Genomic DNA, 14,794 nt, shown 5'->3' on the forward strand with positions numbered 1-14,794 from the left:
TGTTTTAAAACTCAATAACAGATCCTGCCCCAGCCTCAACCAGGACATTGCCGTATTTCTCCCTGAGATACTCTAAGGCCCTCCTCCCTGTGCAGTGCAACGGAACCAGCTTAGCAACCCCTAGTTCACTAACAACATAGTCTAGAGTTCTTTTCACAACTTCCTCGGGGGCGTTGCGGAGGTGGAGCCCACCCATCAGCACTCCAATCCTCCTCCCCAGGGATGATGCCACTTTTTCAAGGGTCTCCACACCAGGGTGTAGGCAACCTGTTGCAATCAGCAACTCATCCCCCATGTTGAAAACAAGATACTGCTCCACTAGCGGTCCGTAAAAAGGACCAGCAACTAGAATATCCCTTGCTAACTGCGTGGTCTTAGTAACCTCGACAGGGATCATGTCGTGAGAACGGAGCATCCTGCCCAGCGAATCCATCGTGCCGTATGGGATGTAAACCTTGATGTAAGGGTTTTCCCAGGAAAGGTGTTTGAAACCCCCGTAGTGGTCAGAATGCGGATGGGATATTACTGCTACATCGATTCTTGAAGCATCTATTCCCAAGACTCTCATATTCTCCTTAAGCGACTCCTCATCAGGGCCCATGTCGAATAAAATAGTGAACCCTTCTTTCTCAAACAGCAACGATAAACCGTGCCTGGCCCTGACCACATCACTAGTGGATTTGTCATCTATGATAACTGCTACCTTCATCTTCAACAGCAGTTTTATTTATATCATTGATTTCTCTTTAAATCTCGCTTGGGAGTGTTTTTGAACATTGCAGTGTTGTTTACCGGGGGAAAGGATTCTGTTTTCGCGGTGCACAAGCTGAAGGATGAAGGCTTCAACGTGAAGGTGTTGATCAGCATCATACCGTCTTACGAGTACTCAATGCTGTACCACAAGCCCCACCCACAGGTGTTAATGTTGCAGGCTTATTCGATGGGAATCCCTCTTGAGACAGCCACTGTTGTTGACCCGGGGAGGGAAGAGGTTGTTCTAGACGAAGTCTTATCAAGGTGTGTCAGGAGGTACGGGATCTCCGGCCTTGCATCCGGGGCTGTTCTAAGCAGGTTTCAAAGAGAAAGGTTTGAGAAAATAGCTTTTAAACACGGGCTTGAAGCAATTCACCCGAACTGGGGTGTTGACCAGAAAACCTATCTCCGCACACTAATCGGCTACGGGGTAAGGTTCATAATACAGTCTATAACAACCATGGGCCTCCCCCACAGCATGCTGGGGAGGGTCTTATCAGCAGAGGATGTTGAGAAGATACTGGTTTTATCAGAGAAATACGGTTTCAACCCTTCTTTCGAGGGGGGTGAAGCCGAGACTGTGGTGGTGGATGCGCCACTGTTCAAATACAGGCTCAGGTGCGAGGGTAGTATTGAGGAGAGATCAGAGTATGAAGCTTTTTTCAATATTAAAAAATGTTGCTTAATCCCTAAGAATTAAGAGCGCTCAATGTAAACCCTTATCGTCTCAGCCAGATGCTCCGGTTTCGTATACCATTTATCGTATTTGAAAGTGTTGTTCTTTATCGTTACCGTGACATAGTCCTTCTCATCCTTAATCGTTGCGACAACATTACCATCCTTGATCAGCTGGAGCTCGCCGCCGCTTTTATCCTGGAATTTAATACCTGGGATTTTGGAAGCAACCTGGATTTTAAACTGTTTCATATACTCGCTCATTCATATGCACCATGCTAGGCTATTTAAAAAATAATTCCATCCCTTATAAAATCTTACACCAACTTTAACGGGGTTTAGTAGGTAACTCCCAGGAGGGCAAACCTATCCGCTCTTCCACCACGGCATGTAGCGTGTTCTGAGGGATTGCTCAAGGGTATGGGGGATTCAACTATCTCGCCCAGCAGTTGCTTCCCAGTGTTCTTCTCCAACTCCTCGGCACACTCCCTTGAACCATCCCAAGGGGCTACTATGAGTCCCTTTACGCTTTCGAGCCCTTCCCCTAGAGGAGGCTTAACCACCATTTTCTCAAGATGTTTCAAGCCTTTCTCCCTGAGGTAGCTATTGATTCCCTCCCACATGGTTTTCAACGCGTTATAGAGCTCGTCAATCTTTACAATGGTCTTGGGCCCTCCATCTCTCCTGGCAATGGTAGCGGTAAGCGTTGAAGCCTCTCTCCTCCCAACCTCTATCCTTGTTGGAACCCCGAGCATCTCCCAGTAGTAGTATTTCCAGCCGGGCGTGTGCTCTAAATCCGTGTCAACATGTACTCTTATCCCAAGGTTTTTCAGAAGCTTCTCCACCCTGCTGGCATAATCCAGTACTTCTTGCTCAACACCCCTCATTATCGGGACTATTACTACCTGGATGGGCGCAATCTCGGGAGGGAAGAACAATCCTTTCTCATCCCCGTGGATCCCTATTACCGCTCCCAGCGTCCTCTCGCTGACACCGTAGCAGGTTTGGAAAACATATTTCTCGTTGCCATCGGAATCCATGAACTTTATGTCGAAAGCTTGTGAGAACCTCTGTCCAAGATTTATAACGCTACCAAGCTCCAAGCCCTTGCCATCCGGCATAACGGTTATGAAGTCGTAGTTGTACTCCGCTCCTGCAAAGGTATCCCATGGCGGGGTTTTAACAATGAAGTACGGGAGTTGTAGAGCGTCGAAGAATTTCTTGTAAATGCTTAATGCCTCCTTTATCTGAGCCTCAGCCTCCTCCATGGTTGCGTGAGCAGTGTGTGCTTCTATGAAACCCATTATCTCCCTGACCCTTAGAATAGGGTGTGTCATCTTGGTTTCATAACGGAACACGTTAACTATCTGGTACATTTTCACAGGGAGATCCTTTCTCCCCTTTATCCACATGTTCCACATGTAGTACATGACTGTTTCACTAGTGGGTCTCACAAACAATCTCTCTTCGAAGCGCTTAGTCACTGTTCCCTCTACTACAAAAGTCTCGCCTCCGAAGCCTTCAAGAAAATCCTTCTCCCTGCTGAAAACACTCTCAGGTATCATAGTTGGAAAATATGCTTCTTCATGCCCGGTTTCCTCTAGCAATTGAATCAGGATTCTCTGAGTAAGCCTCAAAGCCTTGAGCCCGTAGGGCATCCACACGTTCATTCCTTTAACAGGGTATCTTATGTCAACTATCTTAGCCTCCTTCAATACTTTGTGATACCATTCAGGGAAATCCGCGTACTTGTCAACTCCTATTGGACCCTGCTTCTCCAACAGCGCCACCTTGTATCCGATCAAATGTGGTCAATACTTTAAAAGTATGCTTACGGCTGAACTCAACGCTTAGCGAACTTACAATGTCGTCAACCACTTTGCTCAGTGTTTCCTTCACGAATTCCTTATTAATTTTAGTGAATGAGAAGCTGTAGAACCTGCCGCTGCACAGCTGGAGGCTAATGGAAAACTCCTTCCAGCCTATGATCCTTTCAATCTCGCTTCCAGCTTCCTGGATTAATAGTAAAGGGCTTAGCAACCCACCATGGAAGACTGCGCGATCATTAATTCTCAGTGAAGCACAGTCGCTGAACGTTTCAGTAGCGATTCTTAAAACACTTTGCGAGCCTATGACGCTTTCAGCCTGCCTCGCCTTAGCCACGATTGCTTTAAACTCCAAGGGGAACCAGTCGCGTGAGACGTGATCCCACAGACCTCTAGCATCAATTTTTTCAGGACTACTCGACAATATTGTTTTAACCAGGAACTCGGCCAGATCCGCGGCTATTAAATCAGAGTTCACGTTGACCCGGTTGTCTAAACTCGAGTAGTGAATCCTCCACGAGTACTCATTATTCAATGTGGTAATAGCCATTGAAGGTATTCCCTCAAGGAGGTAGCTTAGACTGTCAAGCGAGTAGTGATTACCGCCTGGGACAGCGCTCCAGCCGGGCTTCAGCGATTCCGCAAAAACCTTGTACAATGAAGGATGGTAGTACACTGTTGGAGTGGCAGCGTGGACTGAATCTATCACTACCGAGTACAGCGTGTTCTCCAAAAAACCCTTATTCCTCATCACTTGTAAGAAGTACCTAGAGCCCCATGACCAAGGGTATGGAGAAATATAGGGAGACCCTAATTCTTTCGCAGTGAAGGAAATCAGGACAACGTGTGCTTTGTTTTCAACTTTTCTCAGCTGTTTCGCCAGGCCTACAAGGGTTTTCAACCCGGCAACGCTGTCTCCCTCCCCCTCGAACCAGTGGTCATGATGCGTTGCAACATGGATTTCGCCATCTCTGGAGCCGTTAACCCCTGCGACCAACGTGTAGCCTATCGAATCCTTAAGAACTGTTACCACTCTAACCGTTGCCTTCAACTTGCTGGTGTTTTTCACCATGTCTTTTAATGCTCTGTAAGCCTCATGGTCTACGGTTACGACAGGTATTGGCGGGGGATTCCCAGGAGTGTTGGACGGGTACGGAGGGTCTGTTACGACTGTTTTCCTGGTGAGGGCTTCGTCTTCCTCGTAGAGAATTACCGCTGACGCTCCTCTCCGGAATGCTTCATGGACGCGAATGCTTGTCGAGTAGTAGTTTTCAGGGTATTTCATTAAAACAATGTCGCCGACTCCGCACTGGAGGTCTTTTTCAAATGATAAGTATCCTTCTGTTTCACTCTTCAAAGAATACGGTATGGGAATGCATTTGAAACCCGTGTTGCCGATGGTTATGGAGCACTCCTCAGGAATCCACGTCTTCACCGGTGTTTTCAAGACATCAATCCAGTCCACGTGCTCAGAGAGCTGGTTCCTTAAAACCCGTATAATCTTTGACTCCGACCTGGATCCTGCTATGACCTCGCTCAAAGCTTGACCACTCTTATTTAAAACAGTAACACCATTGTTCTTAATGGCTGATAGGTTTGATTAAAATTTACTCTCTCAGCGTGAAAAACCTTTCAGGGTTCATAGATAGGTTGAAGACTCTTGGCTTCACGATTGAAGAAGGACCCCACGTGGTGCTTGAGGATAATAGTGAGGTCTCAGTCTTCAAGGGCTACAGGAACAATGAGTTAGAGTTTATCATTGTCTCACACTATCTCACCCAATACTACAAGGCTGTCCTGGAAAACCCTGGTAGCGACGAGGAATACCTTGAAAAACTTCTAGCCTTGAAGTACAGTAGTGAAAGATGGAGCATCCCGGTCTCACCTATCTACTTCATAGCTTTCAACACTTCTGTCGAAGAATTCCTATCATCCTTCAAGGATGACTACCCTGTTGAGAACGCTGAGGAGATATTAAGCAAGTATAAATCAGCTAATCCTAATTATCAGAGAATAGTAGAGGCTGTCGTGGGCAGGATTATAGACGGGTTAAGCGAGGGCTAGGTTTTCACCAGTTTTCGAAACCTGTCTCCCACAGTATGGGCAGAATAAGGCATCGCTGGGAATACTGCGTCCACAACTACTGCATAGTAAGGTTTCCTTAACCTCGCGTGAAACATTGTTCTCGAACTTCTCCCTGTACTCCTTCTTGATATCGTCTATTGTTAAATGGAGGTAAACCTGCGTGGTCCTAATGTCGGTATGCCCTAGCAACCTCTGTAGAGAGGGAAGGCTTATGCCAAGCCTTAAAGCCCTTGTTGCGAAAGTGTGCCTGAGAACATGGGGCCTTATCTTCTCCGGGGGAATGCCCGCTCTCGCCGCCAACCTTTTAAGCTTCTTGTAGAGGCCGCCGTAGGTCAGGTTGATCAGCCTGTCATCCCTCCCTAGATTGTTCAGCCTCACCCAGGCCTCGATAAGCTTGAAGGTCTCGTTGGAAGCTGTAACATACCTTTCCTTGCCATACTTGCCCTCGACGACTCTAATGGTTTTACTGTTGAAGTCTATGTCGCCAACCCTGATGCTTAAAACCTCCCTGCTCCTTAAACCAGTATCCAGCAGTAATCGTAGAATGAGCTTGTCAAGCGGGTTTCTAGCAGCGTTGAACAGCTTACCCACTTCCTCATCGGTTAGAGCAGTTATTTTAGAAGAAGGCTTCTTAACCCCCGGCACGCTGAGCTGAAGGCCTAGCCATTCGAAAAACCTTTTAAGAAACAGTGTGTAGTAGTGTAGTGTTGCCTGCCACTTAGCCTTGTCGACTGTCTTCTTCCGAGGAAAGCCTGACCTAAGCCTTTCATTCCTCCATGCGAGCACATCTCTCAACGTGACCTCTTTCAACGGCTTATCCCTGATGAAGTCGAGGAAGTCGCTGATGGCGGATTGATAAGCTTTAACAGTATCCTTAGACGCTCCCGTCGACTCTAAAAGCATTATGAACTCCTGCAAGATCTCCTGGTTGCTCAGCTCAAGTATTTCCCTAGGAGCCTTCCCAACGTCTATCTTAGCCGGCACTTCTAGCCCTGTGGGAATATCCCCTTGCTTTTTCTTTTAAACAGGAAGGTGTTTCAGTTAACCGTATAAAGCCTGTGTGTCAAATTATTTAAAGGGATGAGGAAGCGTGGCAGGTGTAACCCTTAAAGGGGATGATATCCTCGCGCGGGGCTGACCGCTCCACACTGGTGATGGGTTTGAGTAGCTGGGTTGTCTTGGCGCACGGTGACGGGGACGGGGTCGTCTCCGGCGCCCTGGCATGTGCCTACATTAAAACCATGGGCTCAGCTTGCAACGTGTTCTTCACACACCCTGTTGGGATCGTGGAGGACTTGAAATCGTTCACGAAGCAGGTAGACAACATAGTAGTGTTGGATATCGCCGTTGACGAGCTCTACAAGGATGAGCTGTTAGGGGTTTTGAAGACTCGTGCTGAAAGTGGAAAAGTACTGTATATAGACCACCACCCTCTCCCGGAAGGCTTCAACGCCCTAGGCGATGGAGTAGAGTTTATCCACGACCCATGCTGCTCGGCGTCAGAGCTCTCTTACAGGTATTTCAGTGGGAAAGGGCTGGATCCCGAGTACGGCAGGGTAGCGTTATACGGGGCTATCAGCGACTACCTTGACGAAACCGCCTGGGTTAGGAGCGAGCTCCTTAAATGGGATAGAAGGGGGATTTATCTGGAGGCTGGAATTATTACCCAGGGGCTCGAAGGCTCGAGACGTGATCACGAGTTTAAGAGGAAAGTAGTTGCTCATCTCAGCGGGAACAAGCTACCCAGCACGCTCCCAGACCTTGTCTCCAGGGCTCTCCACCAGGCTGTTGTAGACGAGGAGCTGAGGCTGTGGGTTAAAGCAAACGTGAACGTATATGGAGATATCTCCTATGTGATAGATCCGAGGGGAAGCCTCGGCCGGGCTGCCAACTACGCAATGGTTTACGGGGGCACTCTTGTCGGTGTAGCCGCTGAGTCTAGGGGTGACATTTATGTTTTAAGCTTGAGAAGCCGTGGAGGCGTCGACTTAAACAAGGTGTTGAGAGAGTTGAGCAGGAGGCTTAACATTCACGGTGGAGGACACCCTTATGCGGCAGGGGCCAGGGTGAAAAAAGATGTTTTCAAGCAATTCCTAGACGAGCTTGCCGTTTGCATTCAGCAAGAGCATTCTAAACAGCCAGAGATGCTTTCTCCGCGATAAGTTGCTCAGCCTCCTTCGCCCCAAGCTCCGCTGGTCTAACCTCTTGGAGTTCTTTAAGGATTAAATCCGGGTTTTCAGCCAATACCTCCTTACTCGCCTCAGAGGTCTTCAAGTACCTGAATCCCTTGCCATTGCTCAATATTAACGCATCGATTAAAACACCCCTATCGCTCGGCTCCAGGGTCAGTATCCCAATAGACTGGTCCTCATGCCCCTTGATCTTGAATAAGTATCCTCCCGTTATAGTTTCACCTAGCAAGTCAATGCTCTTAACGCTTTTCAAAACATCTTCCTGGATCTCAGAAACCAACGGCTTTCCCGGTTCCGGCACTTCTCCTCTCAATATCTTCTCAGCCTCCTCCCTGCTCGGGAGTGTAGCGTACTGCTTCTTAACCTCTTCAAGCTTCGCATCTAGGACTTTCCTAATAGTGGAGGATACCTCCTCATCGTTAACTCTTTTGAAAACCTCTAGGCTAAGGGTGTTATAGTCGAACACTATCCTGTTGGAATCCTTGTCAACGCTGTACCTAACCCTTATTCTCACGGCATCGCCCTTCTCAACTCTGATTGATTCAACCAGTATGTGGTAGAGAATTCTGTTCAACTCCGCTGACGCTCTCGCTATTTCTCTCGCGAAATCTTTATTGTTTTTCATCAAATCTTTCAATTGCGCGAACAATGTCCTTCTGACCTTGTCAGCGTATGCTCCAGCTATCACTATTCCCGTGTTAAGCTCCATTAAGGCTGGTCTCGTAGTTATTGGCTCGGTCAAATTTACCACCAATATATAATATATACTGGTTTGGTATATTACTGTTTTAATTTACTTTTATTAGCTGGAATGAAGTATTTTACTTTTGGATGGGAGACTTGAAAAACCATGTTTACTACGAGGGAGTCGTCATAGGTGTTGAGCAACCGGAGGAGGTTGGGGAGCCCTGCATCCTGGTTCACGGCAGGATAAACGATAAGGATGCTGAGTTCTACTTGATACTTGATGCTGCATCATACCATGAAGTTTTAAGGCTTGGAATAGGCCAGCAGGTTAGCGGCAGGGGAGTGGTTGAATCAACAAGCCCTCTCATTGTCAGGAAGATTTAGGACGGGTGGGGTTGAGTGAGCCTTAAACTCCTTTCAAAACCTCCCAGAATCAAGGTTTTAGAAGCGATTGGAGCCATTGGCGACGGCAGGATCAGGCTGGTGGGTGCGAACAAGGCATTTGTCAGGTCAAGCACCGGGGAGAAAGAATACACGGTGGTTATCGTTAAGGATGGCGTTGACACCTTCAGGGTTTTCAGCAACGATAACGGAACTATCTTCAAAAACTACATAGGCTACCCTATTATCTCGCTCTTAATCCTAATGGGCGAGCTACCGCTTGACAACACTATTGCTAAAGCCTTGAGCGGGGTACCGTGGAAGGAGCTTAACGAGAAGTATCAGAAGTACGCGGTGGTTGAAAACATAGTTGTATCCCGGGCTGAGAGGCTGGGGGTTCCAAGAACCACTATAGACGAATACGTCAACATAGTCTACAAGAAGCTGGGCTTGATAAAAGTATACTTCGACGAGTGCCTCATGCATCAGTAGAGGTTAACCTTTCCCTTAACTATTTTAACATATTTTCTCAGAACAAGCTGGCTCAGAATCCTGCGGGCCTCGTTCTTCCCAACACCAAGCTGCTTGGTTAGGATGAACACCGCATCTTTCACGCTTAGCTCGCCGTAGGTTAGCATCGCGTTTTTCAAGGCTTCAAGCCCTTCCCCCAGTATTCCGAAAGGCTTCTCTATGACAACCAGCCTATCGCCCAGTATTTTAAACCTTATTTTCAGAAAAGACTTCTTGTTTAAGTAGACGTACTCGTCGCCTGCTTTGGAGATGTATGCTTTCTCGAAAACCCTTGGAACCCTTAACCCGGAGCCAGGGGTCGTAAACACGATCACGTTTTCAACAAGGCCTCCTAGAAAGGGAATCCTATCCGGCTCCACTATTATGATTCTCCCAGCTCCTTGCACAGGCCCTGTTAACACCTTGCCGGATTCAACATCTTCTAATGGAATATAGGGTAGTATGATGTTTTTCTCATCTACAAGCCCGACCGGTTTATCCGAGGCTTCCACTACTAGCGAAGCTAGCTTAGCAGCGACCCCGGCATAATGTGTGTAGACTACTTTCCAGCCGGTCATCAAGTCTTCTAGCAACGGGTTCATTTACTTCACTGTTTTTTATTTACTCCTCCAAGTCTTAAATTAAAACGGGGCTGGTTATGGAGGAAATGTACGTTGAGTGGAGCCGTCAGGCAAGGAGTGCTCTTGAAAAACCCGTGCCGGTGAGGTTTAACAGAGGAATCAGGTCGGTGATCGTAGCCGGCATGGGGGGAAGCGGTATTGTAGGGGACGTATTGTCAACGCTTTCATCAAATTACTCCTCACTACCTGTGATAACTGTTAAAAACCACATCCTCCCCGGCTTTGCGAGCCGTGAAGACTTGTTGCTCGTTGTAAGCTACAGCGGTAACACTGTTGAAACATTAAGAGTCTTCGACTCCGCATTAGAGAGGAATATCCCCATGGTGGCTGTTTCAAGCGGCGGGTTGTTGAAGACCAGGGCTTACGAGCACGGCATCCCCCATATTCAGCTACCGGAGGGGTTGGCGCCGCGGGCAAGCCTCCCGTCGATGCTTTACGGGGTTTTGAAACTGCTTTACGAGAACAACTTGTTAAACATTCCTTTCAAAATAGTCGAGGAGAGCGTGGACTTCCTCGAGGAGAAGACGGGTGAGGCTATGGCTGAGGCGGGATTGATTGCTGAATGGGTTCACAGGTCTAAAGGACTGCTGGTTATTTCAACCCACTCCCCGCTGGAATCGCTCGGGCTGAGAGGGAAGAACGAGTTTAACGAGAACGCTAAGATACCTGTCAAGGTCGATGTTGCTCCTGAATGGATGCATAACGACATAGTGGGTTACGAGGAGCCTTTCTTCAAAGACTTCACAGTTCTCGAGGTCGTGGACCCGGGTGATAGGGTTGGCGTGATGCTTGTAGACTTCATGAGAACAATATACGGGAGGGTTACGAAGAGTTTTCACAGGCTGGTTCTAGAGGGGGGTAGCCTGCTGGACAAGATACTGTACGGGTCCATGGTCTTCGGACTATCCAGCTGCAAGCTTGCCAGGATGAGGGGAATAGACCCCTTGAAAACAGCCAGTATTCAAGAATATAAGAAAGCGGCTGGAGCAATATTCAGTGCCTGAGGACTGTTTTAATTGGGAAACAGTAGTTTTTCCGAGAAAATCATTTGGCTACTAAGTATTTCAGCGGGAATCATGCTAGCTGTTGCAGTAGCCTTAAACAATAAGGAACTGTGGATAGCGTGGAGCCTTCTAGGAGATGAGAAGTTCTACTTGATCGCGGGAATCATCCTGTTCTTCACTATGAGGAAAGGAATGGGAATTAGTGTTGCCGCTGCAGTATTATTCTCAGGATCTCTTAACATTGCTCTCAAGTATTCTCTAAACCTGCCGCGTCCTCCCCAGGAGTACTGGAGAGCTGAAGCCTCCGGGCCCGGATTCCCCAGCGGCCACTCACAGGTTTCAACATCGTTCTGGACATCGATAACTCTCCAGGTGAGGAGCAAGGGGCTCGCAGTCTTCTCAGCAATAGCTGTAGCGGGTGTTTCACTTAGCAGGGTGTTCCTCATGGTGCACTATCCTTTAGACGTGGTCGGCGGGGTATTCGTCGGGCTCTTGTGCGGGTTGTTCTCGGTTAAGGGATTAGGGGTTAAAACCGTGAAACCCTGGCTTCAACCCCTCGCCCTAGCCGTGCTAGCTAGTTCTATAAACCTTGTGAACGGGTGGGAGGTTTTAGCAAGCCAGGCGCTACTGGGGCTGGCGCTCTCTCTAATCATTGGCAACCGCGCCGTCGACCGCTCCATGAGGATGCTGGACTCTTTGAGCCTCCCGGAGAGGATTGCAATGGGGTTAGGGGTTTCACTCATCGCGTTCCTCACGTATAGCTTCTCAGCACTAATACCTTACGGGGTTTTAGCAGGGTTTTTCCTGCTGGGATTGCTCATGGCTTACACTCCTACATTATACGCGGGTTTCAAAAAGATATTGTAAACCCTATCCTGCTAGCCCAGAACGCTACGAGCCCGAGAAGCATTGCCCTCAGAGTGGTTCTACGGGACTTCTCCAACGCCTGCTTGTCCCCAGGGTTCATGCATGTCTTGAGAAGGCTTGAGGAGTACAAATAACCCGCTGCAAGTATTAGGGCGAGGTAGAGAATGCTTGCCCCGCCCAGCACTCCTGCTAGTACCCCGGTTAACGGTCCTGTCACGCTGCATGCTTTCAATATTTTAATGGATGCTGGAACACCTATTTTCAAAGGAATGGTCTCGTACCCGAGGGCTTTATCCCCTTCAACATCCTGAACAGCCTTCAACACCTCTCTGCCAGTGTTGACTATGAAGATTGTTAGGGTGAAGAGTATTGTGAAGCCGAGGGCTTCGCGCGGGAGGCCTGAGGCTACGTATCCGTAGACTATTGGACCAGTTGTTGATGCTGAAACCATGAACTGGCTCCACCAGTGTTTACGCATGAAATTGTAGAGCAAGCCTATTGCCAGGTAGGCAGCTGTCACGACTACAAGGCTGGGTCCAGCAATAATGTTCACCGCGACACTCACGGCTGAGAAAACCACTGTCAGAATCCACGCTGCCTTAACGCTTGCCCGACCGCTGGGCAAGGGTTTCCAGGGCTTGTTAACCCTGTCCACCTCGATATCGACGATATCGTTGACCAGCATGCTAGCTGCTGTGGCTGTGAAGCCTGTTGTAAACCCTATTACCGCTAGCAGCAACACCTGCTGGTTAAGCCTGTAGGAGTTGAACACGAGGAGTGAGAAGACTACTCCAAGCCCGCTCATGAAAGAGTTTAAAGGCCTTATCATCTTGAAATAGTTTTCAGCCATCCACTATCCCTGGCGCCCAGGCTATTCTACCGATAATATTGAAGGCTGAAGTAATAAAGAATTGGTGTCCCGCTCTCCACGGATACGGGTGTGCAGGTTGAAGCCCCTGTTAAGGATGATTGAGCAGAGGGTTGAGATTAGATGAGTAAAGTATTAAGGATTTGATCACGATATGGATAAGTAGTGATGACACGACGGTAATCCTACCCTTGAAACGGGGATGAGGATCGTTACCCATTCTGAAACCGGTTTCCCTGCCACACTATTTATAATTCTTGCCGGCGCCCACTATGGTTTCAACTATTTGATCAACCGCTTCGGAATGCTTAATTCTTGAGCATTAGGATTAGCAGGAATAGTTCTAGCGCTGGCGGAACAGCCATCATTAGAGGTGTGAATGCTTCCGGAGTAACCGTTGCCGCTACTGCTAGCAATACCTTGCTCCCTCCTCCTGTGGTGGAGAACCCAGGCATCACGTAAAAGGATGAACTAAGCGCGTTAGAAATCACCAGGTATTTTGCGGTTGGAGACATGCATTTATGCGTACTTGCAAGAGGACTTCTTACAAAGTACAGGTGCGAGATCTAGGAGAGAGTAGTGTTTAAGAATTGGTTTATAAGGGCGCTGTGGTGGCTGGCGCATTCAGGGTTTATACTCGAATTCACGGGATCCCGCTCTACCCCGGGTTGCAGTTAAGCATCCACCCGGCTCGTCCCCTGAGTGAGACACTGCGGCGTCGGGCGATTGGGAGCGGCAGGCTGAACCCCTCGGGGATAACCCCTTGGGGCTTACACCCCCGCCCCATCAACCCCGTCTTCTACGGGAGCCCGTGCCGCTACGGCAGAGCCGTAGCGACAGGCCGCCTCTTTTCGGGGAGGGGTTCCCGCTTAGATGCTTTCAGCGGTTACCCCTTGCGGCGTGGCTGCCCGGCGTTGCCCGCCAGGACAACCGGTAAACCAGAGGCCGCGCCGCCCCGTTCCTCTCGTACTGAGGGCAGCTTCCCCTCAGGCGGCCCGCACCCCCCGCGGGTAGAGTCCGACCTGTCTCACGACGGTCTAAACCCAGCTCACGTTCCCCTTTAATGGGCGAGCAGCCCCACCCTTGGGAGCTGCTGCACTCCCAGGATGGGAAGAGCCGACATCGATGTAGCAAACCGCGGGGTCGATGGGAGCTCTCGCCCGCGACGACTCTGTTATCCCCGGGGTAACTTTTCTGTCATGCCCGGCCCCCACCGAGGGGGGCACGAGCGTTCGCTAGGCCTCGGTTTCCCGTCCGGACCCCTTGTGTTCAAGGGTCCGGTCAGGCCGGCTTTTGCCCTTGCACTCTACGGCGGAGCTCTGACCCGCCTGAGCCGACCTTTGGGCTCCCGTGTTATCTTTTCGCGGGAGTGCCGCCCCAGCCGAACCGCCCACCTAGCGTTGTCCCCCCGGCTACCCGGGGGTTAGGCCCCCGAGTTACGATAGGTGGTGTTTCATTACCGCCTCCGCTGTGCCCGGGAGCACAGCTTCACAGGCTCCCACCTACGCTACGTACCGTAACCCAGGGGCCAGCGCCAGGCTGCGGTAAAGCTCCACGGGGACTTATCGCCCTGCGGGGGGTTGCCGGACTGTGCACCGGCTCCGTGTCTTCACGGGGCCCCTGGTCAGGACAGTGGGGACCTCGTTGATCCATTCATGCGCGCCGGAACTTTCGGGGGCGGTTGGCGGGGTTGAATATGTGAGAGGTGATTTGATAAGCGTGAAGTAGTAAAACAAACTGTTTAGGCGAGTTTAGGGTGTTCAAAACCTATTTCATCGCGGAACTTGCGCCTGTGTTTCGAAGGTATTTCGATTACATGCACACCATGCCGCTTATCATCTAGGTATGGGCCATATGCTTCTATTCCGAAGCACTTCAATGCCTGTACTGCGAGTGTTAGAATAGTTCTGTCTTTATTCCATAACCTCAGTCTTTTCCCGCTTTTATCACCTTCCGCATCATACAGGCCTCTGAGCCAGTGTCTGAGAATCTCGTTTTCGCATTTTTCAATCAATTTTGGTATTTTCGCTTTACTCTGCGTGAGGAGTTGAAAAACCAGTTTGCTGGACACTCTTATTTCATACCTTGTATTACCCTTCAACATTTTCACTTTGCTGTTTGAGCCAAGGTTTTCCAGAATGTTTTCCAGTCTCGGCTTCACCGAGATTAGCAACCATACTGGTGATGCTTGAGTCCATACGCATCTATATTCGCTCCTGCCATCACGGTACTTTAAGCAGTAGCATCCTCCGTCAGCAAGCGCTCCTAGCAAATACGCTATATCGCAATTATTCATATTGGTTTC

At 49.2% G+C, this 14,794-nt stretch carries 17 protein-coding genes and 1 other annotated feature; of the genes, 7 read left to right on the top strand and 10 right to left on the bottom strand.

Translation table 11 applies throughout. The features are described from left to right. Nucleotides 1-4: 4 nt before the first annotated feature. Nucleotides 5-709 (bottom strand): MBL fold metallo-hydrolase, encoded by a 705-nt coding sequence (locus IMZ38_RS07210; protein ID WP_193436182.1) that lies wholly within the window; start codon nucleotides 707-709, stop codon nucleotides 5-7. 54 nt (nucleotides 710-763) lie between these two features. Here IMZ38_RS07210 and IMZ38_RS07215 point away from each other — a divergent pair, with 54 nt between their 5' ends. After that, complete coding sequence (locus tag IMZ38_RS07215) at nucleotides 764-1,453, top strand: diphthine--ammonia ligase (RefSeq protein ID WP_227410971.1); 690 nt, start codon at nucleotides 764-766, stop codon at nucleotides 1,451-1,453. On the opposite strand, the gene IMZ38_RS07220 is transcribed toward IMZ38_RS07215, so the two are convergent. From IMZ38_RS07220 to IMZ38_RS07230, 3 genes are all read right to left on the bottom strand, one after another. After that, nucleotides 1,450-1,692 (bottom strand): hypothetical protein, encoded by a 243-nt coding sequence (locus tag IMZ38_RS07220; RefSeq protein WP_193436183.1) that lies wholly within the window; start codon nucleotides 1,690-1,692, stop codon nucleotides 1,450-1,452. The genes IMZ38_RS07215 and IMZ38_RS07220 overlap by 4 nt on opposite strands. 74 nt (nucleotides 1,693-1,766) lie before the next feature. Continuing rightward, nucleotides 1,767-3,218, bottom strand: a complete 1,452-nt coding sequence (gene proS / locus IMZ38_RS07225) for a proline--tRNA ligase (protein WP_193436984.1) — start codon at nucleotides 3,216-3,218, stop codon at nucleotides 1,767-1,769. Then, nucleotides 3,181-4,794 (bottom strand): M28 family peptidase, encoded by a 1,614-nt coding sequence (locus IMZ38_RS07230; RefSeq protein ID WP_193436184.1) that lies wholly within the window; start codon nucleotides 4,792-4,794, stop codon nucleotides 3,181-3,183. The genes proS and IMZ38_RS07230 overlap by 38 nt, the downstream gene beginning before the upstream one ends. A gap of 56 nt (nucleotides 4,795-4,850) precedes the next feature. Between IMZ38_RS07230 and IMZ38_RS07235 the strand changes: the two genes are divergently transcribed. Beyond that, nucleotides 4,851-5,318 (top strand): hypothetical protein, encoded by a 468-nt coding sequence (locus tag IMZ38_RS07235; RefSeq protein ID WP_227410870.1) that lies wholly within the window; start codon nucleotides 4,851-4,853, stop codon nucleotides 5,316-5,318. Here the strand turns inward: IMZ38_RS07235 and xerA are convergent. Beyond that, entirely contained in the window at nucleotides 5,304-6,323 is a 1,020-nt protein-coding gene (xerA, locus tag IMZ38_RS07240) for a site-specific tyrosine recombinase/integron integrase (RefSeq protein WP_193436185.1), read from the bottom strand. The genes IMZ38_RS07235 and xerA overlap by 15 nt on opposite strands. 176 nt (nucleotides 6,324-6,499) lie before the next feature. Between xerA and IMZ38_RS07245 the strand changes: the two genes are divergently transcribed. Then, nucleotides 6,500-7,501 (top strand): DHHA1 domain-containing protein, encoded by a 1,002-nt coding sequence (locus tag IMZ38_RS07245; protein WP_193436186.1) that lies wholly within the window; start codon nucleotides 6,500-6,502, stop codon nucleotides 7,499-7,501. Here IMZ38_RS07245 and IMZ38_RS07250 read toward each other — a convergent pair. Next, a complete protein-coding gene (locus tag IMZ38_RS07250) occupies nucleotides 7,470-8,273 on the bottom strand; it encodes a DUF2258 domain-containing protein (protein WP_227410871.1) in 804 nt (267 codons plus the stop codon). The two genes, IMZ38_RS07245 and IMZ38_RS07250, sit on opposite strands and share 32 nt — an antisense overlap. A gap of 89 nt (nucleotides 8,274-8,362) precedes the next feature. On the opposite strand from IMZ38_RS07250, the gene IMZ38_RS07255 reads away from it, so the two are divergent. Further along, nucleotides 8,363-8,602, top strand: coding sequence for a hypothetical protein (locus tag IMZ38_RS07255; RefSeq protein ID WP_227410872.1), 240 nt, complete (start codon nucleotides 8,363-8,365; stop codon nucleotides 8,600-8,602). A 15-nt stretch (nucleotides 8,603-8,617) separates the two neighbouring features. Further along, on the top strand, nucleotides 8,618-9,091 hold the full coding sequence (locus tag IMZ38_RS07260) for a hypothetical protein (RefSeq protein ID WP_193436187.1): 474 nt from the start codon (nucleotides 8,618-8,620) through the stop codon (nucleotides 9,089-9,091). Here the strand turns inward: IMZ38_RS07260 and IMZ38_RS07265 are convergent. Then, nucleotides 9,085-9,711 carry a hypothetical protein gene (locus IMZ38_RS07265; RefSeq protein WP_193436188.1) on the bottom strand — a complete coding sequence of 209 codons (627 nt, stop codon included), beginning with the start codon at nucleotides 9,709-9,711 and terminating at the stop codon, nucleotides 9,085-9,087. The genes IMZ38_RS07260 and IMZ38_RS07265 overlap by 7 nt on opposite strands. A 56-nt stretch (nucleotides 9,712-9,767) precedes the next feature. On the opposite strand from IMZ38_RS07265, the gene IMZ38_RS07270 reads away from it, so the two are divergent. Together IMZ38_RS07270 and IMZ38_RS07275 are read left to right on the top strand one after the other, a co-directional pair. Then, nucleotides 9,768-10,754 (top strand): SIS domain-containing protein, encoded by a 987-nt coding sequence (locus IMZ38_RS07270; protein WP_193436189.1) that lies wholly within the window; start codon nucleotides 9,768-9,770, stop codon nucleotides 10,752-10,754. 72 nt (nucleotides 10,755-10,826) lie between these two features. After that, on the top strand, nucleotides 10,827-11,621 hold the full coding sequence (locus tag IMZ38_RS07275) for a phosphatase PAP2 family protein (protein ID WP_193436190.1): 795 nt from the start codon (nucleotides 10,827-10,829) through the stop codon (nucleotides 11,619-11,621). Here IMZ38_RS07275 and IMZ38_RS07280 read toward each other — a convergent pair. The 3 genes from IMZ38_RS07280 to IMZ38_RS07330 all read right to left on the bottom strand — a co-directional run bounded on the left by IMZ38_RS07280 (nucleotide 11,605) and on the right by IMZ38_RS07330 (nucleotide 14,785). Next, complete coding sequence (locus IMZ38_RS07280; RefSeq protein WP_193436191.1) at nucleotides 11,605-12,471, bottom strand: geranylgeranylglycerol-phosphate geranylgeranyltransferase; 867 nt, start codon at nucleotides 12,469-12,471, stop codon at nucleotides 11,605-11,607. The genes IMZ38_RS07275 and IMZ38_RS07280 overlap by 17 nt on opposite strands. Before the next feature lie 326 nt (nucleotides 12,472-12,797). Beyond that, nucleotides 12,798-12,944, bottom strand: coding sequence for a hypothetical protein (locus tag IMZ38_RS07285; protein ID WP_193436192.1), 147 nt, complete (start codon nucleotides 12,942-12,944; stop codon nucleotides 12,798-12,800). A 251-nt stretch (nucleotides 12,945-13,195) separates the two neighbouring features. Beyond that, nucleotides 13,196-14,794, bottom strand: a sequence feature (mutual gap in cmsearch alignment for this rRNA model is longer than 100). Next, on the bottom strand, nucleotides 14,231-14,785 hold the full coding sequence (locus tag IMZ38_RS07330; protein ID WP_227410873.1) for an LAGLIDADG family homing endonuclease: 555 nt from the start codon (nucleotides 14,783-14,785) through the stop codon (nucleotides 14,231-14,233). It overlaps the preceding feature by 555 nt.

The organism is Thermosphaera aggregans (assembly GCF_014962245.1).
Taxonomy (GTDB): Archaea; Thermoproteota; Thermoprotei_A; order Sulfolobales; family Desulfurococcaceae; genus Thermosphaera; species Thermosphaera chiliense.